The following is a 20,639-nucleotide window of genomic DNA, read 5'->3' on the forward strand; positions in this document are numbered from 1 at the left end:
AATTCAATGTAAATATAAATAAGATTCACACTATTAACCATGCAAATTTAGCATAATAACTTGTTGAATATATATTTAGTTAAGCGTTTAGATGCAAATTCATATTCAACATTGAATAGTTTGCATACTTTTCTTATTGATTCATATGTAGTATCAAATATATTTAGTTCATCCAACATAAAAGAGGGAATACAAGCGTGATACATAAATTGGTTAGCTTTAGCTTCTTGATATTGCCTGAAACTTTCTCTAATACGTCGTTGATTTCCGCTATGGAAAAGTACATGACATAACTCGTGACAAAAGTCTTGCCACATAGCTTGATCGGATTGTTGAGAATTTAAAACAATGTAAGGATAATTATTTAAGAAAATTGCCTGACTAGGTTCATGCCAGTAGAATACTCGTATTTCAAGCTTTGAAGATATTATTTTAATATTAAGCTGTAATGGATCTAAAATCCCAACGCTTGTATACAACTCTTTAACAAAATCCTCAGTATGACTAGTGCTATACATACTACCATCTCCAATACTTCGAAATAAAAACAGAACATATGTTCTATTTTAGTATAAAACAAAACCCTACTTTTTGGAAGTAGGGGTTAATCCTCGTTAGATGAAAATTTAATAAAATGAGCAATCATGTCAATATTCCTAATGGAGAGGAATATTGAATGGAAAACTAATGTAAACCAAAACCCTGAAATTATACAAAGAATAATAATCTCTATATTCTTATCTAAATTGAGGATTTCAAACTTTACTTGGGTAATACTTGTTAAAGTTACATTAATAAATAGGCTGATAATGAGAATAAGTAATTGACAGATAACTGCATATGCAAAAAATGAAACAATTGCTTCGAGTTCTTTATAAGAAGGGTTATTGAATAAAAGAGTTTTAATTTTTTGCATAAAGGTTTCTTTGACTGAATTAACCTCTTTTGTATCGAATAATTTGGTATTAATTAATTTAGAGCTTGCAGCTATAATTGCTAAGCTTGCTGAGTTAAATCCAGCTAAGATAGCAATAATAGTTATTACTGTATTATTTATGTTATGGATACTATTTAATAAATCTCTAGCTGATGGCATTATAGTATATAGTAAAAAAATTAGAATGAAGGATAAAGCTACAGGTGTTGCAATATCGAAAAGTAGTTCTCTTGGTGTAGAGTGCATAATGTAATTCTTAATATTATTTGTAATAAAACCAGTTTTATTGTCTTTTTTACGATCAACAATTACATTATGATTAGCCATTGAAAAACCTCCTTTATTCTTTAAACTCTTTTACTATTTTTATCATGCCTTCGATAATTTTTGATTGGTCTAATACTTTACTATCATTAATTGTTGTCGTGATTTGATATTTCCTTGGTTTAATCTTATTGAATTCCACTTTTTCTTTGTTTGAACCATGAGCAATAATTGTATCAATTTTTTCTAAATCTAATGCGTTCTTAATAAAGTTTTTTACGTGTTTAACGCCATTATTTCTTCTTGAATTTTTAAAAGTATATGTAACATCTGTAACATCATCTAGGTAATCGTCACTAGATACTCCACTATGTGTAAATTTTGAAAGAGCCGTATTTACACTCTCTTTTTGTACTTTAGTATTAATCGAAACTGCTTTAATATTCGCAATTTTGGCAAGCTGTTGATAAAAATCTTCATCGTAAATCGTTTGGATTGTATAGAAATTAGAATTTGATACTAACAAGGGTTTAAAATCAATGTTAAATTTTGTAACATGCTTTTTTCCTAATTCTACATTTCGTTCAAGAAAATCAATAAGATTATTTCTTTGGATAAGTTTAAAAGGATCATTTTGAATTAGGAGAATACCAGATTTTCGGTGGATTACAAAATTAACAATATTTTTTACTCCATGCATTGGTTCTAGCTGACTTACTACTTTATCATTGGAAACATCAATTATATCACTTTTAGTACCATATCTAGTAGTGTGAAATAATCCTTCTAGCACATCAGCATCAGAGGATTGTTTAATTCCTATTAAATGAATGTATTTCCCAGATTCTAAAATTTTATTTCTTGAATTTGAAATTATTTCATTTAAAAACCCTTCAAATAATTGATGATTATAATATCCATCAGTTGCTACATTTCTAGCAGTATCGATTGCAGGTGTAGATATTTTATAAGCATACACATTTACGGTTTGTTTTTTTGCCATAGTTTCCTCCTGAATATTGTTACAATAAAGTAATGTGATTTCTAAGTATTTACTGTTTTTTAGGTATGAGCCAAATAGTTAATGTATTATATGTAAAACTTCAGCTCTTAAATGAATGTATTTAAACTGAAATTTCATCTCAATTTGCAAGCCTTATCCACAATTCACAATCCATTTTTAATGTTATAATTTATGGATACTTTCTTTTTCTAAATATATAATTAAAGGTATTTAATCCAATTATGTTTAATTTTTACACCTTATATTTGATTAAAAGGACATGCCATAAGACATGTCCTATTTTTTATGTTCATTTTTAATCATTTCCCAAATCATTCGAAGCTTCCGAAGTTCATCTTCATCTGATTTCGGAAGTTCTTTGTACCATATTCCTAACTCTGGATCATTAATGAATGCTTGAAATTCTATTTCATCATCTTGTGGTTTTTTTGTAAATTCTGGATTTTCAGTGCGACCGAGTAAGAAGTCGGTTGTACAATCTAAAGCATTTGCCAAAGCAATCAATTCATTATCCTTTACAGGTCTATCATTAGATTCAATTCGATTCATAACACTAACATTTATCTTTATTCGGTTAGCTAATTCTTTCTGAGTCCAACCTTTTTTTTCTCGTAATGAAACGATTCTTTTACCAATGTCCATTAAACGCTCACCACTTTCAGTGATATCATTTCTAATATATCATGTTTCCATTTTAGAAATAAAAAAATTTCTAAAATAGAAAAAATATGCTTGAATTTCTAAAATAGCAATGATATATTATATTTAAGGTGTTGCTAAAATAGAAATTTTGAAAGGGGGATTTATTTGAAGGTATTAAATTTAGGTTATATTAAAGAACAAAGACAAAAACTTAATAAAACCCTGCAAGAAGTGGCGGTAGAAATAGGAATGAAAAACGCTTCGACATATATGAAATATGAAAATGGTACTTACTCTTTTAAAGCAGAGCAACTACCTCAATTAGCCAAGTCTTTAGAATGTAATATTGAGGATTTTTTTAGCTGAATAATTGCTAAAATAGAAATTTATAAGGCTGTTAGTCAAACAGCCTTAATAAGGAGGACTTTTATGATTCAACAACAACCATCAGAAAAAGCAGTTTTTCAAACTTTTTTAGAAATGTCTGGAATCACAAAAGAAATGATGGAGGAAAAAGCAGAGGGATTTATTAGAGAGTCTTTAAAACTAAAAAAACTATTTATTGACTTGGATGATTTAAAAGAAATTATCCCATACGAACGAGACTTCTTAGAAAAAAATATTCTTTCTGATCCTCGTGTTAAAAAGTATCAACGTAAAAAAGGACCATATAGCAAGAGAGTTTGGTTATACGAACCAACCATAAGAGCAATTGAAGAAATCATTATGAATGAATGGGAAGTGTAAACACAGTTTCCAGGTAGTTACATGTGATTTGAATGGGAGGTTGGGCATTACCTCTATAATTTCATTTTAATCTCAAACAAGTTAACTTAGTATGCAACTTGTGCATATATGCAGAATCAGCATAAAAGGGGGTGAAAAAATGGAAGTAGATTACGGCAAATTAATTCGAATGTGTAGAAAAAGAGCAAAGTTATCTCAAGAAGCATTTGCTCACTTATTACACACCACTCAATCAACAATTAGCCGAATTGAAAAAAATATTATTGTTTGTGAAGCAAAGTTCTTAGAAAAGGCAGCTAAGATAACAAACTCAGAAGATATTGTCATTAGAACTATGTTTGGTATTGATGTATTTACACAACTTGCACCAACAGTACCTATGTTTATTATTGGAGGCTTTAGATTTTGGATTTAAAACAAATCAATCAAAAAATCGTGACTGAAAATCTATGTTACGAAGATTTAATTGCAAGGGCAGATGTTTATAGAGAGCGTGGAGATTGGGATATGGCACGAGAAACATTGAAAGACGCCATTAAATCTATCAATGTACTACAAGAATTAGAGAAACGCAAACAACTACATATCATGCCACATTATTTGAAAAGAATTGGTGTGGTTGCGAAGGTGGTGAAACGATTTGCGAATCAAAGTTAAAGCTTGGAAGTATCTAACGCAAGACCAGAAGTTGGCATTACTACAATTCAGAGCAAATAAAAAAACTGCTTAATCGGTGCAACGATTAAACAGATATAAAAAGAAAAGATAATGAATTTAATATAAGGAAATTATAACACAAGTCAAAGATGATTGCGAATGTATATTCGCTCTCGTCAAGCAGTTCACAATCAAAATTTAAACAAAGGAAGGTGAAAACACACTTCCTTGCTCTAATAACCCCTGAAAATGATTGTGTGCTGCTTGATGGGATTCCATCGGGAAGTAGGTGACAAAGATGAATGAAAGTAAAAAATCCTCACAAGTTGTTGGAACAACGAGTGAGGAGAAGACCAATAACAAAGTGGTTAAAGTTACTGTGCTAATGGATGGTAAAGTTATTGGTCATGTTGTGGAAAATCCCGCTTAAAAATTTCTAAGTATTCCTTGTACAGAAATAAGTATTCACTGTATGCATCAAATTTAATTTCGTTTTTCCCTTGATTTGCTTGTTCTTGGATCACGTGACTATATCTGAAATCCAACGAATACATCGCTAAATCATGAGCTCTTTGTTCATTCGTTAGCATATCTATCACCTACCTTTCTACTAATAGTTTAGCAGAAAGGAAAGTATTTAAAGTCATAAAAAAACAGGTGCAATAAAGCACCTGCAATTACCTGATTGTTTTAGCGGACACTCAGAAAATAAATTTTCTTTAATTATGAACCAAACTATAAAAAATATCAAGGAGCGATCATATGGAAACTTACATTCAACAATTAAAACAATTTTTAACGGACGAAAAGGAAAAATTAACTGACTTAGCTCTAGATGTAGCAAACGCTAAGAATGATTATAAACTTGCTAAAGCCAAAGCTATTTATTCAACTCAATTAGCACGTGTTAGTGGCATTGAAGACACTTTAAATATGGCGTTAAAAGTTGAAGAAAAAGGGCTTACGTCAAAATGACGTTACCCTTGTGAGGGGGAGTTAAAATGCAGCAATTACAAGTATTAGAGCATTTGGATAAAAGGGTACTAACTACTCAACAAATTGCCGAGGCATTTGGCACAAAAGCAAAAGTTATTACTCGTAATTTTCAACGTAATAATGATCACTATGAGCAGGGTGTACATTATTTCGCCTTAACTGGTGAATCTTTAAAGCAATTCAAAGGCTCACGTCAAGATGACGTTACCCTTAAATTTGTATCAGTACTGTACTTATGGACAGAACAAGGAGCATGGCTTCATGCTAAGTCACTCAATAGTGATAAGGCATGGCAAGCATACAACATGTTGATTACAAACTACTACCAAATCAAAAAGCAAATTGAGGAAGAACCTCAAACACTAGCAATTTCTTATAAACAATTTCAGCAAATTGAAAGGAGGGTTGAGACTTTGGAACAACTCGTAAAAAATGTAACGTTACATTCAGGTGAACAATTAAGATTACGTAAAGCCGTAGGGGCACGTGTTTGTGAATTGACAGAAAATCAAGGCGCTAGACAAGCCTTGTTCCGTTCCATCTATGCAGCTCTTAAAGAACGTTATCATGTAGGCTCATATCGAGATATTAAACAATATCAACTTCAAGATGCACTACGTTTTGTCGAAAAGTGGGGGAAATAAAATTATGAATCTATTAATCAATGAACCACCGTTGCAGGTGTTACCAACACTTGCAACAAAAATTGGCTTAAACAATGCGATTGTTGTTCAGCAAGTGCATTACTGGTTGCGTATTTCAAATAACATTCGTGATGGACAAGCTTGGGTGTACAAGTCCATAGACGAATGGGCAGAACAGTTCCCATTTTACTCAAAACGCACCGTTCAAAGAATTATTGCAGAGTTAGAGAGCAAAGAGATCCTTGTCGTAGGTAACTTTAACAAGCTGAAATTTGACAGAACAAAATGGTATCGAATTGATTATGAAAAACTCGAAAACCTATGTAATGGTGCATTACGACAAAATGACATTATCGAAGATGACAATTTGTCATTAAGGAATGCGCCAAATTGTCTAAATGAATCACGACAAAATGACGTAATGGACAATGACAAAATGGCAGTATCTGAACATGACAAAATGGCAGTACCAATAACCAGAGAATACACAGAGAATACAACAGAGAATACAACAGAGAATACAACAGATAAAAAGAAAAGTCGCAAACAAGTTTACGACGAGTCTTCTGTACATTATCAATTAGCAAAATTGCTTTATGAAAAAATTTTAGCTGATGACCCAAGCTTTAAAGAGCCTAACTTACAAACTTGGTCAGATCATATTCGCTTGATGATGGAACGTGATGGTCGAACGGCGGAACAAATCGAATATTTAATTGAGTGGTCACAAAACCATACTTTCTGGAATTCTCATATTCTATCAACCAAGAAATTAAGGGAAAAAGCCACTACCTTGATAAAACAAATCAAGGCTGAAAATGAAAAGAAATCCGCACCTAAAAAATACAATAACGGACGAACAGAAATACTTCCTGAATGGTTTAACAAGCGTGATCAACAAGAGTCACAAACTACCGAACAGCAAAACGAAACCATTGATTTCGAAGTTGAAAGACAAAAAATATTAGCTAAGTTGGAGGGGTAATATGCAATTTAGAAAAAATGGGATTCCTATAGATGTTCCAGATCAACGCCCAAAGGTTGTTACAAAAACCTTTAATGGTCACGAAGATTTTTATAAATACAAAAAATATGCAACTTTAACAGGTTTTGAGGATGGTTGTAAGGTGATAGCTACTGCACCTATAGAACATCCAGAGTTTAAAATGCTTCTAGAGAAGGGCTATCGAGTAATTGAAAAGTGGAAAAGGAGTGATATTGCGTGATAAATCGAGTTGTGTTAGTTGGCCGACTTACAAAAGATCCTGAATTGCGATATAGCCCATCAGGTATAGCAGTGTGTCGATTCACTGTCGCTGTAAATAGAACGTTCTCAAACCAACAGGGAGAACGGGAGGCAGACTTTATTGGATGTATCGCATGGAGAAAACAAGCTGAGAACCTAGCAAATTACATGAAGAAAGGTAATTTAATTGGAGTTGAAGGGCGTATTCAGACAGGTAGTTTTGAGGGGCAAGACGGAAACCGAGTTTATACGACTGATGTAGTAGCAGATAGCATTCAGTTTTTAGAACCACGCTCAAACAATTCAGATGGCTCAAATTCAGCTTTAAACTATCAACCTAATACAAAAATTATCATTCTCAACCACAAACGCAAAATACGGGGCAATATGGCGGTCAAAATCAACCGTTCGGAAATACCGGACAGTTCAATGATCCATTTGCAAGTAATGTTCCGGTAATTAATGAATCAGACTTGCCATTTTAAAGGAGTATAAACATGAATTTAAAAAAGCTATTTGAAGCACAAAGAGTATTAGATGAACACATCATGAATGAGCATCCAGAATTACATGAAAGCGAATCAAATTTGGATTGGAAGCTATTAGCCTTACAAGTTGAATTAGGTGAGTGTGCTAATGAATGGCGAGGTTTTAAGAAGTGGAGTAATGACCAAAAGCCAAGAACAGAAGTATTAACAGTCAACCCAGATAAAACACATAAAAATAAACCGTGGATAATGAGGAATTTGCTTCTTGAAGAATACGTTGATTGCTTGCATTTTATTTTGAGTATTGGGTTGGAATTAGATGTACGACCTAATTTGGACTGGGATGATATTTGTCATTATGATGACGATATTACAAACCTATTTTTAGATTTTAATATTAAAATACAAGATTTAAGACACTGGGAAAGTGACGATTCCTGGATTGAGCTTTTTGAGGACTTTTATATATTAGGAAAAATGTTAGGCTTCACATGGGATCAAATTGAACAAGCCTATTTCGAGAAAAACCAGATCAATCATCAACGGCAGAATCATGGGTATTAATTAAAATGGAGGTTTTTTAATGAAATTTCATCATGCTAAACATTTACTGCGAAAAGCGTTGAAAGAACAAAAAACGATCCAGGTAGAAAAACTAAAAGAAATCTTACAATCCATGCATTTCAGTTTAGATACACTAGATTACGAAATGAAGATTGTCAAAACGAAAGATGGAAAACCTACTGTTATCGAATATGGTGGGCAACGATTTGTAAAAGATTTCGGGAAAAGGGGTAAATAAAGGGAGAAATAAAAATTGAAATGTCAATATTACACATAATTATCTTATAAATATCTTATGTGTAATGTATTGGAGGGTAATATGGGTGTCATAGATAAACCAAAAAGAATATTAGCTTGTGAGAGACAAAAACTGTTGTGGGAACTGCATTGCAAGGAGATTTGTATTACTCGAATTGATAGATCGAATGAACCTTGTGATGGTTGCCCAATATATAGCAAGCTCTTAAAAATTGGAGAGATATTCAATTCGACTGTAAGAGAAAGAATTGAGGTAGAAGAGTGAGGCGATAATACCTCATACGAACTAAGAAAGTGGTGGAATCATGAATAGCTATGTTGAGGCTTTACTTAAAGATTTGGAAACAAGTGATATAAGCGACCAAGAAAAAGCGTTGTATGAAAAAGAAATAGAGCGATACATTAAGCACAGGGAACTGCGATTACAAAAGAAGCTTCGAAAACACCAAGGAGGTATATTAGTTGCTTTCACAAATGAATCTGTACGAGGTACTAGGATTAGAAAGTGATCCGGTATATAAAAAAATTAATGGTTTGAAAGAAAATGAAGAAGTTAAAATTGAATCATTTAACATTAGAAAAACGGACAAGTTTTACGAAGTTGAAAATGAGGAATTTCATGAAGGATTTAAAACAAAGGAAAAATGTTATTCCTTTATTAGTTCAAAGTTACAACCATTTTGAGAATTAAAATAAAAAAGAAAGGATTCAGTTGCATTAACACATATTTTTACCACAACCACAATATTTTACGACAAATAAAAAAGCCGTAGCAGCAACTACGACTCACACTCTCTTGCTATATCTCGACACTATTATTATAGCAGGAGAGTGGTTGAATGGGCAAACAACTACAATATTTGCAAGATGGAATTTACTTAGTGAAAGATGGGCAAATGAAAAAGGTGCAAGCACCAACAACAGGTTTCGGTAAAACTATAATTAGTTGGGAATCAAATAAACCAACTAGAGCAGTACACGAATGTAGCGAAAAATTATAAGTCTATCGGAACAACCGAGGACATCGAATTTTGAGAGTATGGGCACTCTCATGATTTGATGTCCTTTTTATTTTGTGAATAGGGGAGAGTATATATGACACGCACATTACAGGAGCAGCTAATTAAAAATGGACTTGCTATTAAACCAATGAAGAAGAGAAAGAAAAAAAGTAAATCGCAAAATTTTAAAGAGAAGTTAAGCAAGAGAGAAATTGAGGCGCTAATGGGAATTAATAGAGACATTTATAAACGTGTAAAAGGTTCATTTCGAAAAAAATAATTAAGTTAGGCAGGTGCAGTATAAGTGATTGATTTATTAAAAGAATATCAAGCTAGTTTAATTTTCACAGAGGATAAGTTGAGGGAAATACAAAAGCAAATTCGATTTTATAAAAAGCAAAAACATTTAAATTCCACTGGGAAAGAACATCTACTTATGCTGCAGCATGATGAAAGAATATTAAATGCTGCTTTAAGAACTATTAACTTTACTATCGAATGGTTAGCAACGGGGCGGCAACCAGGACTGATGAGAGGAATTGAAAGAAGAGCAGTTTATCAAAGAGAAATGAAAAGTGAAAGAAATATAATACATTTCAAAAGCTACGATCAATATAGTCACGATAATCCATCATCAGATGAAATAGAGGATGATTCTTATAAATCTCAAATCGCAAAAGAAATTGTAGCTTCTCTAACAGAAAGACAAAGAGAGATATTAGAACTCTACGCACAGGGTTTTAGTTGTGAGGAAATAGGGGAGATGTTGGGTATCACAAAACAAGGTGTTTGGAAAACAATTGAAACCTGTAAAAAGAAAATCGAAGTTGAAGGGTGGGTAATGTCATGAGATATGTAGAACCAATACGCGAGAAAGATTGGTTAGAGGAATTCTTAAATTACTTTAAGGAGAATAACATGAGAGATTACGTAATGTTCATGGTTGGGATTCATACAGGTTTACGTATTTCGGATATTTTGCCATTAAAGAAAAGGGACGTTTTAGGAACTCACATTTTGCTTTTTGAACAAAAGACAGGCAATCAAAAACGTTTCATTATTTCTCCACCTTTAAAAAAAGTACTAAACGAATATGTTAAAGATTTAAAAAATAACGATTACCTTTTTAAAAGTCAGAAACTCACCGCTACAGGTAAGCAAAGACCGATAGACCGTACCAGAGCATATCGAATATTACAAGAAGCCGCAGAAGCAATTGGTTACCCAGAACCGATTGGGACGCATTCTATGAGAAAAACTTTTGGCTATAACTTCTATGCGAAACATAAGGAAGTAGCTTCACTAATGAAAATTTTTAATCATTCAAAAGAAACAGTCACACTTTTCTATATCGGGGTTGGCCAAGATACTTTAGATGAAAAAATAGCAGGGTTGTATAACTAAAAATATTAGGAGGCACGAACAATGTTTAAAAAACTTAAAGAACGATTACTGGTGAAGATGGGAATAAAAAAACTAAATACAACAGTAGAGTGGGTTCCGCCATTTGAATCAGAATATATTTAAATAATTAAACAATCTAGTAAGACCAATATCCGTATTTTAACAACAGATAAAGCACGAGCTTGGTTCTTAATAGGTGAATCAAGGAAACTAGGATTCGACATTAAACCACCTTTAACTCCTGATGTTCAATTCAGTTATTTTGAGGACATAGATGAATTGATTGTGGACCAACCAAAATTAGTTATCGAAAAGTTAATAGGCAAAAAGGTGAGAGTTTAATCGTAGAGTATTAGAGAGTTGCCTTAACAACATTAGAACTTGGAAATTAATCACTAAAATTATATAATTATAGAAATTATTATAATAAAAAGGTGGTTGATTATTTGCCTCAAGTTGATTTATCTTTTATGCCAAAAGGTGCAGAAGTTATTGGTAACCATATACTGATTATAGGAATAATTATGGTCTTGGTTGTTGTAGCACAATTAATTATTTATAAGTTAATCCGAATGCCAAGATGGTTAGAGAATATTATGTTTAAATGTGTAACAATTGGAACTTTTGCTTTAGTTATAGTAAGTATATATATCCCAGGAATTGCTACAAAGTTGGGTTTAAATTAAGGAGAAGTATTAAGTCGCGCTCATTAAGAGTCGCGGCTTTTTTATGCCCAATTTTAGTAAGATGTTCAATTTACTTTTATAGAAAAATACTTGCACCCACAACTATATAACACAACATAGTTTTAGAATTGTGCGTTTTTAAATTATTTTTTTTAAAAATACAGCAATACCAAGAATGCAACGGCAAAAATAAAACGCAACAGAATTATAGATATGTTGTGTTATAGGGTGCAGAGGTTGACGAATGCCACTTATAAGTGAAAGGGAAAAACGTTTTGAACTATGAAAAGGAGCGTTATAAATGATTAGTCAGAAACGTTTTAAAGAGCTTATGAGATACATTCATGAGGGTAATCTCATGAAGTTTTATAAGTCTCGTGAATGGATGAGACTTAGACTTCAAGCACTTGAGCGTGACAATTATGAATGCCAAGAATGTAAACGTAAAGGTAGGTATCGTAGAGCACAGTGCGTTCATCACTTAAAAGAAGTTAAAGTGGTTCCGATACTTGCCTTAACTCTTAGTAATCTAGAAAGCTTATGTAACTCTTGTCATAACAAGATGCATGATCGTTATGGGACAATCATGGGCCAACAAGGAAAAAGATTTGTTAACGAAGAGAAATGGTAAACCAAAAACAATTTTATACCCCCCTTAAAAAAATTCGGCTTTTTTTCGGGGGACAATTCAACGGAGGGGGGCGATGGGAAAAGTTATTTTTTCATTTCCTCACGTGAGTTCGATTTGCATACAAGTTGCAACTAGTAGTTAGGGGTGCAAGGTGGTGGAGAGATGGAAAAAAAGAATCATGAACAAGCATTAATCGATTATAAAAAAGGTTTGAAATACAAGGAAATTGCGGAAAAGTACGATGTATCTATTAATACAGTGAAAAGTTGGCATCGACGTTATGATTGGGCCAAAAAAATTACTGAAAATGATGAAGATGAAGAACAAAATAGTAATGAATTGCACACAAAAACGGTGAAAAATGAAAAATACAAACGCACCCGTAAAAATATTGAAGCTAGTTTACGGAAGCAATTGGAAGAAAACGGGATAGTACAAGCTCACTATAGCGATTTAATAAATGATTATATGTCTTTATGGGATGTAAAAAATAGATTGATCGCAGATATTGAAGAACGTGGAGTAACGGTTTTAGTGGTAAATGGTCGTAGTGTTAATAAAAAGAAGAATGATAGCGTGACGGAGTTGAACAAAACCAATGCACAAATGTTAAAACTTCTTAGTGAGCTAGGCTTAGATGCTTCAAAAGTAGAAAAGCCAGGTGGTGATGATGATGGTGACGACGTGTAATTCACATGAATTCATAGATACGTATTTTGATTTAATTGAATCTGGGAAAGTGGCTGCCTGCGAAGAACAGTTTCTTCTAAAAGATTACATCCTTAAAATACTGGCTCGTGACGATGTGTATATTAACCACCAAATGGTTAATGATAGCGTTGAGATACCAGCAAAGTATTTTCCATATAAACTATTTGACTGGCAGAAGTTTGTGAATGTTTTTATATTCGGTCTACGTTGGAAATCAGATGATTCATTAGTATTCGATAGGTACCTTCTTTATATGGGGCGTGGTGCTGGTAAAAATGGATTCTTTTCATGGGATTCTTTTTTTATGATGACAAAGCAGCATGGAATACCAAATTATCATATTGATATTGTGGCAACATCAGAGACGCAAGCAAAAACGTCATTTGAAGATGTATATAACGTATTGGAAGAGAAAGCAAACTTAAAAAAATTGAAAAATGCTTTCTATCGTTCAAAAGAAAAGATTCAAAATAACGCGACAAAAAGCACGTTGACTTTTAATACATCAAATGCTCGAACTAAGGATGGTAAGCGTTCAGGGTGTGTTGCGTTTGATGAAGAGCATGAATATAAAGATTACGAAACTATCAAAGTTTTCACTTCCGGTGGGGGTAAAATAAAAGATTATCGGGAATTTCATATGTCTACTGATGGGAAAGTTCGAGGAGGCCCGTTAGATGATTTAAAAGATGAAGCACGTGCAATCTTACATGGTGAAATTGGAATTGAGGAATCTTCTTTATTTCCGTTTATTTGTAAATTAGATGATCCTAGTGAGGTTGACGATTTTAAAAATTGGGAGAAGGCAAATCCTTCATTACCATACAACGTTAATTTACAACGAAAAATGAAAAAGGAATATAGTCAAATGCAACGAAACGCGGCTATTCGTATTGAGTTTATGACAAAGAGAATGAACTGCCCAGTTGAAGATACTCGTTTTGAAGTTGCTTCATATGAGGATCGTTTAGCAACAAATCAGCCTGTTCCATATGACAAACTAGAAGGGTTAGATACAATCGGCGGTGTTGACTTTGCAGATGTTCGAGATTTCTGCTCAGTTGGATTATTAGCCAAATACAATGGGAAACGTTATTGGTTACACCATACGTTTATTCACCAAAAAGCATTAGAATTACAAGACATCAATAAGGATATTGTACAGATTGCTCTGGATAAAGGACTTGCAGAAATAGTTTATGGTAAGTCGATTCCACCAGAAAAGATAGTTGCTTGGTTTGTTAAACAAGCAGAAACGTTTTATATAAAGAAAATCTCTTTAGATACTTATAGAGCCAGGATATTAGGTCCAGCACTTAAAGAGGCAGGTTTTGAAGTGGAAGTCTGTCGTACAGGGAAATTTACACACTCTCAATTATCACCATTAGTTGATGATATGTTTATTAATCAAACATTAGTTTTTGGCGATGATCCATTAATGCGATGGTATGTCGGAAATGTTTATGTAGATTACCTGGATAATCAAAACAAAGAATACAAAAAAATAGATCCTGAAAAGCGAAAAACAGATGGTTTTTTCGCTTTTTTACATGCACTGAATTTTGACTCTGAATTAGAGGACTATGGAGACATTGACTATGAATCTTTAGCAGAGTTCAAACCAATTGTTATTTAGAAAGGGGTGGTACCATGTCAATGTTTGGTTGGCTAAAAAATTGGAATCCATTTTCGTCAAATAAAGATTTAATGAACATTGTTGTACAACTTACAGTTGCAGACTCATATAAACGACTAGCAATAGATGCATGTGTAAATTTAATTGCTGACGCATTTGCAAGATGCGAGTTTAAAACGATGGAAAATAACAAATCGGTGAAAAAAATTAACTATTACCTAATGAATGTAGCGCCTAACCAAAATGAAAATGCAGTTGAATTCTGGAAAAAGATAATTTACAAACTCTATTACAATAATGAAGTATTGGTAATTCCTCAAAATGAAATGTGGTATGTCGCTGATAGTTTCGACAAAGAAGAATATGCATTTAAAGAAAATACTTACTCCGGTGTGACAATAGGAGATTTGAGTTTAACTAAAACTTTTAAAGAAAGCCAAGTTTTCTATTTCAAACTAAATAACGAAAACGTGATGAATGTTATAAACACACTGTATTCGGACTATGGTTCTCTTATTTCTTCTGCTAGAGATATTTATAAGCGTTCTAATGCTAAACGACTAGTATTAAAAGGGGATTTCTTAAGACCACAAAATGACAAACGCCAAGAACAAATTAACGAGATGCTTACAGCTCAATTTAAACCTTGGTTGGAAGCTAATAATGCCGGAGCTATTTTTCAATTACAGGATGGTTACACACTAGAAGATTTAAGTGGTAATGGAAAAAGTGGAGCAAATAAAAACGATAGTCGTGATGTTCGCAATTTAGTGGATGATATATTTGATTTTGTTTCCTCAGCCTTACATGTGCCACGGGGATTAGTGAAAGGTGACGTTGTGAACGTAAAGGAGTTAGTTAATTATTTCTTAATGTTTGGATTGCTACCACTAATCGATTTGATTTCAGCAGAAGTCAATAAAAAATGGTACAAGCAAGAAGAATATCTAAATGGCAACTATATAAAAATAGATGCTACGAATATTAAAGTGACAGATTTATCTGACTTAGCAACAGCACTAGATAAGTTGTTTGCTATTGGAGGATTATCGATTAACGACATTATTGAGCGAATCGGTGGGGAACGAATTAATGAGCCGTGGGCAGATAAACGATATGTCACTAAAAACTATTCTGATGCCTCTGCATTAGAAGGAGGTGAAGACATTTGACGAAACGTCGTTTTAAAAACAATCCGTACAGCAATACGTACGGACAAAAACATATAACAAATCAGTTTGAAGCAACAGCTTCTGAGAATGTTGCGAAACTAATTATTTATGGTGACATAGGCGAAAGTTGGTGGGATGATAATTCAACATCAGCAAATGATGTTGAAAATGCCTTAAAAAACATTGATGCCGATGAAATTCATGTACACATTAATTCTCTTGGCGGAGATGTATTTGATGGTATTACTATTTATAACCTTTTAAAAAACCATGATGCAAAAGTTATTATCCATATAGATGGTGTTGCAGCATCTGCAGCTTCTTTAATAGCCATGTCTGGTGATGAAGTGATTATGAATACGGGTTCTATGATCATGATTCATGAGGCATCAACATGGGTTTGGGGTACCAAAACCGATATTCAAAAAACATTGAATGCATTAGAAGGTATTGATAAATCCATTGCCAATATTTATATGACTAGATTCAAAGGTGAAAAAGAAGATGTAGAAAAACTCATCGTTGCTGAAACTTGGTTTACAGATGAAGAAGCTGTAGAAGTAGGTTTTGCAGATAGTGTTGGAAATACAACTCAGTCAGAAGAAGAGGAAGAGGAAGAAGAAGAACTAGATCCGTTAGAAGTAAAAAATAGCATTCTTGCAAAATTCCGAAATAAAAAACCAGAGCAAAATGAAAAACAAAATATTCTTAATAAATTCAAGCGCAACTCAAACGAGTAGCGTTTTTTATTTTAAAAAAATAGGAGGGCAAATAATATGCCAGGAATTTTAAACCCAGATCAAAATATGCAAGCACAAAATGAAATGAAGTCTAATATCGTTGCAGCTTTACAAGAAGGGGACACAGAAAAATTTGCAAATGCTCTAGTGGCGCTTGCAGGTGGCATTCAAAACCAAATATTACAAGAAGCACAGTCATTGGTTACAAACGAAATGAGCGATTCTCGTATCTTAGCTGAGCGCGGTATACGTCCATTAACTTCTGCAGAACAAAAGTATTACAATGCTGTTATTAACAATGAAGGTTTTGGCGGAGTTGAAGAGCTTGTACCCGCGACGGTAATTAATCGAGTATTTGATGAATTAGAACAATCACACGCTTTATTACAAGCAATTACTTTTGTAAATACAACTGGTGTCACTAAATGGATTACTAAAAACGGTGATGTAAACCCAGCATTTTGGGGTAAATTAACAGACGCAATCAAGAAAAAACTTGATAACGGATTTAATGTTGTTAATACAAATCTATATAAATTATCAGCTTATTTACCAGTCGCTAAATCAATGCTGAACTTAGGACCTGAATGGTTAGATAAATATGTTCGCGCGGTATTAGTAGAAGCTTGTAATATCGCTTTAGAAACTGCTGTTGTTTCGGGTACTGGTAAAGATGAACCAATTGGAATGATTAAAGATTTAAATGGAGCGGTAGTAGATGGTGTATATCCTGATAAAACAGCAACAGCATTATCAGATTTAACACCAAAGTCACTTGGTAAAAATGTGATGTACCCTCTTACTAAAAACGGTAAAAGAAAAGTGAGTAACGTCATTTTAGTTGTTAACCCTGCAGATTATTGGGAAAAACTATTCCCTGCTACAACAGTTTTAACAGCAGATGGAAATTATGTTTATGGGGTATTACCAATTCCGGCAACAATTATAGAATCTGTTGCAATGCCGGTTGGTAAAATGGCAGCGGGAGTTGCAGCTGATTACTTCCTTGGTGTAGGTTCTTCTCAAAAAATTGAATATAGCGATGAAGTGAAATTTATCGATGACGAACGTGTTTATGCTACAAAAATGGAAGCTAATGGGTTCCCTGTTTCAAATGATAGCTTCCTAGTATTTGATATTTCCGGTATTGGTACAGAAACATCTGCGACACCTGAAACAGTTTAATTTCTGAGGGGCTTATGCCTCTCTATTTTCAATTTAAGGAGGAAAATAAATGTCAATAAAGGTTGTAACACCATTTAATGATAAAGAAACAGATCATGTTTATCGTGTAGGAGATGAATACCCAGCAAAGGGATATGAAGCTTCATCTGAACGTATCGAGTTTTTATCTAAGCCACACCCAGAAACCAAGAAGGTTTATTTGTTTGTAGAAGAAGATCAATCTAAGAAGGATTTAGAATCAGATGTCGACAATGAAGGGGAGTTTCCTCAATCAACTGGCGGTGGTTGGTACCTACTATCCAATGGAGAGAAAATTCAAGGTAAAGAAGATGCTCTAGCAGCCGAAAAAGCGTTGAAAAGCGGTGAATAATCATGACAGTAACTCTTGATGAACAATTACTACAAGAGCTAAAAGATAATTTACAAATAACTTGGAACGATGAAAACACCGATAATACTCTTTCTCGTTATATTAAAAGCAGTACAACCTATTTTAATGAACTTTGCGAGACTGAGTTTTCCTTTGATGAAGGTTCTACGGTACGAGAATTAATGTTAGAACGCTGCAGATACGCATGGAATAATGCTCTTGATGAATTTGAGATTAATTATGCTAAGCGTTTACGAAGTTTAATTTTAAGTGTAGCTGTTGAACAACATGAGGCTGCCATCGGAACAGGTGATTCAACTGGTTAATAAGGCATTACGCGAAACTTTTAACGATGGAATACTTATATATGGTCAGAACAAAACAAAGCTATCTAATACAAAAAAGCAAATAGGAAAGGAATTTACACAAGAAGGAACATTAGCTTTTTCTGAATTGTCGGCACGTGAACAAGATTATTCTTTTGTAGATGCCATGAGTAGAACGTTAGATTTAAAGCTTAAAACAATGTACCCACCTGTTTTAAAAGGTAAATTATCAAATGATTATACAGTCCGTATTGATAATGTGGAATACAACACAGTGAAAATTGATAGAGATCCAAATAATCCCTACTTATATTGGTATTTACAGAGAGTTGGTGTAGTAAATGAATGATAAAACCAAAGCGTATATGATGAAAGTAAAAAAAGAGCTGGTAGAAGCTTTGGAAAAAGCGTTCCCTAATTTACCGATTTACGAAGATGAAGTACCTGATGATGAGACTCAAAAATATGATCACAACCCCTATCATTTATTAGTTTATTCGATGGGTGACTTTACAAAAGGTGAAAACACTAGTAATTCGTTAACTCAATCCATCACAATCATTTATTACTCAGAAAACAGAGACGACTTTGACGAAACAATTATCGATATACTTGGTGTTGCAGTAAATGTCAAAAGCATTACATTTAGTGATTGTACTAAAGCTAGAGCAAGACATGCTGATACAAATCGCTTTGTAGACATAGCAAATATCGAGTTGAATAGGGTGGTTAAACTTGAGTATCAAATATGAATTTGATTATCGAGAGTTTAAAGAAATAGCTGAGAAAATGAAAAATCTCGGGCGCAGTATGGAAAGAGAAATTAACACCATTTTAAAGAAAGATGGTGAAGAAATACTCGCTCCTGAAATCACACAATTAATAAAGACATCAGATAAGGAAAAAGGTGTACATGCTAATCGAACAAAATGGTATAAGGCCGAGTTTGGAAATTTAGAAATTACTATAAAAGCAAAAGGGGGAGCAGCAAATAAACCTGGATCATTCGGTTATTTAGTTTTCCCAAACGAAGGACGAGGCCCGAGTAATCATGTAGCTCAAAAATTCTTTGAACGAGGTGTTGACAAGGGGTTACCTAAATTAACAGACATTACTCAAAATAAATTAATAGATAAGTTGGAGGAGGTACTTTAATGACTGTAACAGTATTTGATACAACAGACATTTCACATGCTGGTATTCGTTTCAAACAATCCGACGGAACATATGGTGAAGGAACAGATTTTGGATTGGTTGGAACTATGGAAGGAGAGGGAGAAGTTCAATCAGTTCAAAAAATGCAAGGAGCAAGAATAATTAAGCAAAAGTCAAAAACAACTAAAATAGCAGTTACTGTATCTGGCCATATTCCTGTTCAAGTAGCGCGTGATTATTTTGGAATGACTAATGAAAAATTAAAAGCGGGAGTCTATTCAGCTGGTATAAATACTCTTGGCAAAGATTTTATATTTACGGTAACTGCTGTGAATGATTTTGAAGGAAATAAGAAATTAATGGCATTTCCAAATTGCTCAAATAGCGGAGGTTTTAAAATCACCCCTTTAGAAGCAGCAGTAGAAGAAGTGGCTATGTTGGAACTAACATTTGATTCACTTCCAGATTCAGCAGATCAATTTTACTATGAAGCTATCGTAGCAGATACAACGGACCCGACATTAGTAGAACAGTGGCATACAAACTTTAGTCGTGAACTAGTCGAGTTAGTAGAAACAGTTTAAAAATTAAAGCTCACTTTATAGTGGGCTTTTTTTAATTAAAAAGAAAAGGGAGATTTCTATATGAATGGAAAACGAAAATTACCTGTTGTGGAATTATTCGATGTTGAAGTTAAGGAAGAAAATGGTGAATTTTTCGAGGAGAAAACAAATAAAGAACGATTTCCTCTATTTTTTAACAACCACTCATTAAAAGTAGGTCGAGAGTATGGAATCCTTGAAAAAGCGCTTGAAAGTGAGTTACTAGAAATGATTTCAGCAATGGGAATAGAAGCAGCAACCAAAGGTGAACTTTCTGCAGCTGAAGTAGTTTTAGTCAAAGATAAATTAGATAAAGATCACATGAAAAATGTTATTTACTTAGGATATGTTGGACCAAGAAATGATTTTTACGATCTAGAAACATTTAAAAATAAATACAATGCTGATTTTGAAGAAGTACTAGATACTTACTTGAATTTATTAATGTACAACTTTTCAAAAGACACGAATAACAATTTCAAAAAGGCACTAGAACAAGCAACTGAAAAACAAAAGGGAAAAAAGTAGTTTCTCCAAAACTCACATTTGAGTG

General features: G+C 33.3%; 34 protein-coding genes and 1 pseudogene. 30 read left to right on the forward strand and 5 right to left on the reverse strand.

The window, feature by feature from the left end:
- Window positions 1-47: 47 nt before the first annotated feature.
- The 4 genes from MHH69_RS01035 to MHH69_RS01050 all read right to left on the reverse strand — a co-directional run bounded on the left by MHH69_RS01035 (window position 48) and on the right by MHH69_RS01050 (window position 2,867).
- The gene (locus tag MHH69_RS01035; RefSeq protein ID WP_341361506.1) at window positions 48-518 is read right to left on the reverse strand and encodes an ImmA/IrrE family metallo-endopeptidase; all 471 of its coding nucleotides are present in this window, start codon (window positions 516-518) and stop codon (window positions 48-50) included.
- An 86-nt stretch (window positions 519-604) separates the two neighbouring features.
- Window positions 605-1,264 carry a hypothetical protein gene (locus MHH69_RS01040; RefSeq protein ID WP_341361507.1) on the reverse strand — a complete coding sequence of 220 codons (660 nt, stop codon included), beginning with the start codon at window positions 1,262-1,264 and terminating at the stop codon, window positions 605-607.
- Between the two features lie 13 nt (window positions 1,265-1,277).
- Window positions 1,278-2,204: a hypothetical protein gene (locus MHH69_RS01045; RefSeq protein ID WP_341361508.1), complete on the reverse strand. Its 927-nt coding sequence runs from the start codon at window positions 2,202-2,204 to the stop codon at window positions 1,278-1,280.
- 297 nt (window positions 2,205-2,501) lie between these two features.
- Entirely contained in the window at window positions 2,502-2,867 is a 366-nt protein-coding gene (locus tag MHH69_RS01050) for a helix-turn-helix domain-containing protein (RefSeq protein WP_341361509.1), read from the reverse strand.
- Between the two features lie 165 nt (window positions 2,868-3,032).
- On the opposite strand from MHH69_RS01050, the gene MHH69_RS01055 reads away from it, so the two are divergent.
- The 4 genes from MHH69_RS01055 to MHH69_RS01070 all read left to right on the forward strand — a co-directional run bounded on the left by MHH69_RS01055 (window position 3,033) and on the right by MHH69_RS01070 (window position 4,271).
- Window positions 3,033-3,233, forward strand: coding sequence for a helix-turn-helix domain-containing protein (locus tag MHH69_RS01055; RefSeq protein WP_341361510.1), 201 nt, complete (start codon window positions 3,033-3,035; stop codon window positions 3,231-3,233).
- 63 nt (window positions 3,234-3,296) lie between these two features.
- Window positions 3,297-3,614, forward strand: a complete 318-nt coding sequence (locus tag MHH69_RS01060) for a hypothetical protein (protein ID WP_341361511.1) — start codon at window positions 3,297-3,299, stop codon at window positions 3,612-3,614.
- A gap of 139 nt (window positions 3,615-3,753) precedes the next feature.
- Window positions 3,754-4,029: a helix-turn-helix domain-containing protein gene (locus MHH69_RS01065; RefSeq protein ID WP_341361512.1), complete on the forward strand. Its 276-nt coding sequence runs from the start codon at window positions 3,754-3,756 to the stop codon at window positions 4,027-4,029.
- Window positions 4,020-4,271 carry a hypothetical protein gene (locus MHH69_RS01070; RefSeq protein WP_341361513.1) on the forward strand — a complete coding sequence of 84 codons (252 nt, stop codon included), beginning with the start codon at window positions 4,020-4,022 and terminating at the stop codon, window positions 4,269-4,271. The genes MHH69_RS01065 and MHH69_RS01070 overlap by 10 nt, the downstream gene beginning before the upstream one ends.
- Window positions 4,272-4,669: 398 nt before the next feature.
- Here the strand turns inward: MHH69_RS01070 and MHH69_RS01075 are convergent, their stop codons facing one another.
- A complete protein-coding gene (locus tag MHH69_RS01075; RefSeq protein WP_341361514.1) occupies window positions 4,670-4,861 on the reverse strand; it encodes a hypothetical protein in 192 nt (63 codons plus the stop codon).
- 172 nt (window positions 4,862-5,033) lie between these two features.
- Between MHH69_RS01075 and MHH69_RS01080 the strand changes: the two genes are divergently transcribed.
- The 26 genes and pseudogenes from MHH69_RS01080 to MHH69_RS01205 all read left to right on the forward strand — a co-directional run bounded on the left by MHH69_RS01080 (window position 5,034) and on the right by MHH69_RS01205 (window position 20,614).
- Window positions 5,034-5,246, forward strand: a complete 213-nt coding sequence (locus tag MHH69_RS01080; RefSeq protein ID WP_122971308.1) for a hypothetical protein — start codon at window positions 5,034-5,036, stop codon at window positions 5,244-5,246.
- A gap of 26 nt (window positions 5,247-5,272) precedes the next feature.
- Complete coding sequence (locus tag MHH69_RS01085; RefSeq protein WP_341361515.1) at window positions 5,273-5,911, forward strand: ORF6N domain-containing protein; 639 nt, start codon at window positions 5,273-5,275, stop codon at window positions 5,909-5,911.
- 4 nt (window positions 5,912-5,915) lie between these two features.
- On the forward strand, window positions 5,916-6,896 hold the full coding sequence (locus MHH69_RS01090; RefSeq protein ID WP_341361516.1) for a hypothetical protein: 981 nt from the start codon (window positions 5,916-5,918) through the stop codon (window positions 6,894-6,896).
- Window position 6,897: 1 nt separating this feature from the next.
- The gene (locus tag MHH69_RS01095; RefSeq protein ID WP_341361517.1) at window positions 6,898-7,137 is read left to right on the forward strand and encodes a hypothetical protein; all 240 of its coding nucleotides are present in this window, start codon (window positions 6,898-6,900) and stop codon (window positions 7,135-7,137) included.
- Window positions 7,134-7,642 (forward strand): annotated as a pseudogene (ssb, locus tag MHH69_RS01100) (single-stranded DNA-binding protein). The gene MHH69_RS01095 and the pseudogene ssb overlap by 4 nt, the downstream one beginning before the upstream one ends.
- A gap of 12 nt (window positions 7,643-7,654) precedes the next feature.
- Window positions 7,655-8,209, forward strand: coding sequence for a dUTP diphosphatase (locus MHH69_RS01105; protein WP_341361519.1), 555 nt, complete (start codon window positions 7,655-7,657; stop codon window positions 8,207-8,209).
- 19 nt (window positions 8,210-8,228) lie between these two features.
- A complete protein-coding gene (locus tag MHH69_RS01110) occupies window positions 8,229-8,447 on the forward strand; it encodes a hypothetical protein (RefSeq protein ID WP_341361520.1) in 219 nt (72 codons plus the stop codon).
- A 482-nt stretch (window positions 8,448-8,929) separates the two neighbouring features.
- Window positions 8,930-9,151: a hypothetical protein gene (locus tag MHH69_RS01115; RefSeq protein WP_341361521.1), complete on the forward strand. Its 222-nt coding sequence runs from the start codon at window positions 8,930-8,932 to the stop codon at window positions 9,149-9,151.
- A 155-nt stretch (window positions 9,152-9,306) separates the two neighbouring features.
- Window positions 9,307-9,468, forward strand: coding sequence for a DUF3954 domain-containing protein (locus MHH69_RS01120; RefSeq protein WP_341361522.1), 162 nt, complete (start codon window positions 9,307-9,309; stop codon window positions 9,466-9,468).
- Between the two features lie 94 nt (window positions 9,469-9,562).
- Window positions 9,563-9,748, forward strand: a complete 186-nt coding sequence (locus MHH69_RS01125; RefSeq protein ID WP_122971321.1) for a hypothetical protein — start codon at window positions 9,563-9,565, stop codon at window positions 9,746-9,748.
- A 24-nt stretch (window positions 9,749-9,772) separates the two neighbouring features.
- The gene (locus MHH69_RS01130) at window positions 9,773-10,318 is read left to right on the forward strand and encodes a sigma-70 family RNA polymerase sigma factor (protein WP_341361523.1); all 546 of its coding nucleotides are present in this window, start codon (window positions 9,773-9,775) and stop codon (window positions 10,316-10,318) included.
- Window positions 10,315-10,872 (forward strand): site-specific integrase, encoded by a 558-nt coding sequence (locus MHH69_RS01135; RefSeq protein WP_341361524.1) that lies wholly within the window; start codon window positions 10,315-10,317, stop codon window positions 10,870-10,872. Before MHH69_RS01130 ends, MHH69_RS01135 begins: the two co-directional genes overlap by 4 nt.
- A 446-nt stretch (window positions 10,873-11,318) precedes the next feature.
- A complete protein-coding gene (locus MHH69_RS01140; protein WP_341361525.1) occupies window positions 11,319-11,558 on the forward strand; it encodes a hypothetical protein in 240 nt (79 codons plus the stop codon).
- Window positions 11,559-11,859: 301 nt separating this feature from the next.
- A complete protein-coding gene (locus MHH69_RS01145) occupies window positions 11,860-12,189 on the forward strand; it encodes an HNH endonuclease (protein ID WP_241559328.1) in 330 nt (109 codons plus the stop codon).
- A gap of 162 nt (window positions 12,190-12,351) precedes the next feature.
- Window positions 12,352-12,879 (forward strand): P27 family phage terminase small subunit, encoded by a 528-nt coding sequence (locus MHH69_RS01150; RefSeq protein ID WP_341361526.1) that lies wholly within the window; start codon window positions 12,352-12,354, stop codon window positions 12,877-12,879.
- On the forward strand, window positions 12,863-14,536 hold the full coding sequence (locus MHH69_RS01155) for a terminase TerL endonuclease subunit (protein WP_341361527.1): 1,674 nt from the start codon (window positions 12,863-12,865) through the stop codon (window positions 14,534-14,536). Before MHH69_RS01150 ends, MHH69_RS01155 begins: the two co-directional genes overlap by 17 nt.
- Before the next feature lie 14 nt (window positions 14,537-14,550).
- Complete coding sequence (locus MHH69_RS01160) at window positions 14,551-15,708, forward strand: phage portal protein (RefSeq protein ID WP_122971330.1); 1,158 nt, start codon at window positions 14,551-14,553, stop codon at window positions 15,706-15,708.
- A complete protein-coding gene (locus tag MHH69_RS01165) occupies window positions 15,705-16,448 on the forward strand; it encodes a head maturation protease, ClpP-related (protein ID WP_241559282.1) in 744 nt (247 codons plus the stop codon). Before MHH69_RS01160 ends, MHH69_RS01165 begins: the two co-directional genes overlap by 4 nt.
- 36 nt (window positions 16,449-16,484) lie before the next feature.
- On the forward strand, window positions 16,485-17,633 hold the full coding sequence (locus MHH69_RS01170; RefSeq protein ID WP_341361528.1) for a phage major capsid protein: 1,149 nt from the start codon (window positions 16,485-16,487) through the stop codon (window positions 17,631-17,633).
- Window positions 17,634-17,682: 49 nt separating this feature from the next.
- Entirely contained in the window at window positions 17,683-18,003 is a 321-nt protein-coding gene (locus MHH69_RS01175) for a hypothetical protein (RefSeq protein ID WP_122972847.1), read from the forward strand.
- Window positions 18,004-18,005: 2 nt separating this feature from the next.
- The gene (locus MHH69_RS01180) at window positions 18,006-18,329 is read left to right on the forward strand and encodes a hypothetical protein (protein ID WP_122972846.1); all 324 of its coding nucleotides are present in this window, start codon (window positions 18,006-18,008) and stop codon (window positions 18,327-18,329) included.
- Window positions 18,292-18,678, forward strand: coding sequence for a phage head closure protein (locus MHH69_RS01185; RefSeq protein WP_122972845.1), 387 nt, complete (start codon window positions 18,292-18,294; stop codon window positions 18,676-18,678). The genes MHH69_RS01180 and MHH69_RS01185 overlap by 38 nt, the downstream gene beginning before the upstream one ends.
- Window positions 18,671-19,081: a hypothetical protein gene (locus MHH69_RS01190; protein WP_122972844.1), complete on the forward strand. Its 411-nt coding sequence runs from the start codon at window positions 18,671-18,673 to the stop codon at window positions 19,079-19,081. The genes MHH69_RS01185 and MHH69_RS01190 overlap by 8 nt, the downstream gene beginning before the upstream one ends.
- Window positions 19,065-19,484, forward strand: a complete 420-nt coding sequence (locus tag MHH69_RS01195; RefSeq protein WP_241559354.1) for a hypothetical protein — start codon at window positions 19,065-19,067, stop codon at window positions 19,482-19,484. Before MHH69_RS01190 ends, MHH69_RS01195 begins: the two co-directional genes overlap by 17 nt.
- On the forward strand, window positions 19,484-20,068 hold the full coding sequence (locus MHH69_RS01200; protein ID WP_341361529.1) for a phage tail protein: 585 nt from the start codon (window positions 19,484-19,486) through the stop codon (window positions 20,066-20,068). Before MHH69_RS01195 ends, MHH69_RS01200 begins: the two co-directional genes overlap by 1 nt.
- Window positions 20,069-20,128: 60 nt before the next feature.
- A complete protein-coding gene (locus tag MHH69_RS01205; RefSeq protein ID WP_122972842.1) occupies window positions 20,129-20,614 on the forward strand; it encodes a hypothetical protein in 486 nt (161 codons plus the stop codon).
- Window positions 20,615-20,639: the final 25 nt, after the last annotated feature.

Origin of the sequence: Ureibacillus sp. FSL E2-3493 (assembly GCF_038077515.1) — a bacterium.
GTDB classification, from domain to species: domain Bacteria; phylum Bacillota; class Bacilli; order Bacillales_A; family Planococcaceae; genus Ureibacillus; species Ureibacillus halotolerans.

Bases quoted from the DNA above. Each gene is read 5' to 3' on its own strand.
- MHH69_RS01035 (WP_341361506.1), bottom strand. From the start codon at position 518: ATGTATAGCACTAGTCATACTGAGGATTTTGTTAAAGAGTTGTATACA.
- MHH69_RS01040 (WP_341361507.1), bottom strand. From the start codon at position 1,264: ATGGCTAATCATAATGTAATTGTTGATCGTAAAAAAGACAATAAAACT.
- MHH69_RS01045 (WP_341361508.1), bottom strand. From the start codon at position 2,204: ATGGCAAAAAAACAAACCGTAAATGTGTATGCTTATAAAATATCTACA.
- MHH69_RS01050 (WP_341361509.1), bottom strand. From the start codon at position 2,867: ATGGACATTGGTAAAAGAATCGTTTCATTACGAGAAAAAAAAGGTTGG.
- MHH69_RS01060 (WP_341361511.1), top strand. From the start codon at position 3,297: ATGATTCAACAACAACCATCAGAAAAAGCAGTTTTTCAAACTTTTTTA.
- MHH69_RS01065 (WP_341361512.1), top strand. From the start codon at position 3,754: ATGGAAGTAGATTACGGCAAATTAATTCGAATGTGTAGAAAAAGAGCA.
- MHH69_RS01075 (WP_341361514.1), bottom strand. From the start codon at position 4,861: ATGCTAACGAATGAACAAAGAGCTCATGATTTAGCGATGTATTCGTTG.
- MHH69_RS01080 (WP_122971308.1), top strand. From the start codon at position 5,034: ATGGAAACTTACATTCAACAATTAAAACAATTTTTAACGGACGAAAAG.
- MHH69_RS01085 (WP_341361515.1), top strand. From the start codon at position 5,273: ATGCAGCAATTACAAGTATTAGAGCATTTGGATAAAAGGGTACTAACT.
- MHH69_RS01090 (WP_341361516.1), top strand. From the start codon at position 5,916: ATGAATCTATTAATCAATGAACCACCGTTGCAGGTGTTACCAACACTT.
- MHH69_RS01095 (WP_341361517.1), top strand. From the start codon at position 6,898: ATGCAATTTAGAAAAAATGGGATTCCTATAGATGTTCCAGATCAACGC.
- MHH69_RS01105 (WP_341361519.1), top strand. From the start codon at position 7,655: ATGAATTTAAAAAAGCTATTTGAAGCACAAAGAGTATTAGATGAACAC.
- MHH69_RS01110 (WP_341361520.1), top strand. From the start codon at position 8,229: ATGAAATTTCATCATGCTAAACATTTACTGCGAAAAGCGTTGAAAGAA.
- MHH69_RS01120 (WP_341361522.1), top strand. From the start codon at position 9,307: ATGGGCAAACAACTACAATATTTGCAAGATGGAATTTACTTAGTGAAA.
- MHH69_RS01125 (WP_122971321.1), top strand. From the start codon at position 9,563: ATGACACGCACATTACAGGAGCAGCTAATTAAAAATGGACTTGCTATT.
- MHH69_RS01135 (WP_341361524.1), top strand. From the start codon at position 10,315: ATGAGATATGTAGAACCAATACGCGAGAAAGATTGGTTAGAGGAATTC.
- MHH69_RS01145 (WP_241559328.1), top strand. From the start codon at position 11,860: ATGATTAGTCAGAAACGTTTTAAAGAGCTTATGAGATACATTCATGAG.
- MHH69_RS01150 (WP_341361526.1), top strand. From the start codon at position 12,352: ATGGAAAAAAAGAATCATGAACAAGCATTAATCGATTATAAAAAAGGT.
- MHH69_RS01155 (WP_341361527.1), top strand. From the start codon at position 12,863: ATGGTGACGACGTGTAATTCACATGAATTCATAGATACGTATTTTGAT.
- MHH69_RS01160 (WP_122971330.1), top strand. From the start codon at position 14,551: ATGTCAATGTTTGGTTGGCTAAAAAATTGGAATCCATTTTCGTCAAAT.
- MHH69_RS01170 (WP_341361528.1), top strand. From the start codon at position 16,485: ATGCCAGGAATTTTAAACCCAGATCAAAATATGCAAGCACAAAATGAA.
- MHH69_RS01175 (WP_122972847.1), top strand. From the start codon at position 17,683: ATGTCAATAAAGGTTGTAACACCATTTAATGATAAAGAAACAGATCAT.
- MHH69_RS01180 (WP_122972846.1), top strand. From the start codon at position 18,006: ATGACAGTAACTCTTGATGAACAATTACTACAAGAGCTAAAAGATAAT.
- MHH69_RS01185 (WP_122972845.1), top strand. From the start codon at position 18,292: ATGAGGCTGCCATCGGAACAGGTGATTCAACTGGTTAATAAGGCATTA.
- MHH69_RS01190 (WP_122972844.1), top strand. From the start codon at position 18,671: ATGAATGATAAAACCAAAGCGTATATGATGAAAGTAAAAAAAGAGCTG.
- MHH69_RS01200 (WP_341361529.1), top strand. From the start codon at position 19,484: ATGACTGTAACAGTATTTGATACAACAGACATTTCACATGCTGGTATT.
- MHH69_RS01205 (WP_122972842.1), top strand. From the start codon at position 20,129: ATGAATGGAAAACGAAAATTACCTGTTGTGGAATTATTCGATGTTGAA.